Origin of the sequence: Acetomicrobium sp. S15 = DSM 107314 (assembly GCF_016125955.1) — a bacterium.
Classification (GTDB): Bacteria; Synergistota; Synergistia; order Synergistales; family Thermosynergistaceae; genus Thermosynergistes; species Thermosynergistes pyruvativorans.
In genome coordinates this window covers 1-310 of sequence record NZ_JADEVE010000049.1, presented here as the reverse complement: position 1 = coordinate 310, position 310 = coordinate 1, and the positions used below count along the sequence as shown (strand labels likewise).

The 310-nt window shown below is 53.5% G+C and carries 1 pseudogene; it reads right to left on the bottom strand.

Going from position 1 to position 310, the window contains the following annotated elements:
* Positions 1 to 27: 27 nt before the first annotated feature.
* Positions 28 to 310, bottom strand: a pseudogene (locus EZM41_RS01215) (hypothetical protein); the annotation flags it as partial.

Genomic DNA, 310 nt, shown 5'->3' with positions numbered 1-310 from the left:
CGTGAGGAGTATCCGGGAGGTGCTTCCCTATATGAAGAAAGAGCGCTGGGGAAGGATAGTGAACTCCACCTCCTCTTCGGTCAAAGAGGTCATAGACAATCTCATACTCTCCAATACGCCGTTCGAGACCATGCCGCTCCCTCTCAGGAGTATTCGCTCACGAGGAATGTCCCTCGGGATCTCCACCCGCCCGAACTCTTCATCGTCGGCGCTGGCACACAATACGACGGTCTTTTTCAGCTCTTGGGCCAGGCGCTCGCATTTCTCCTTGTCCATATCGATCAGCCTTACATCGATGAAATTTGGGCTA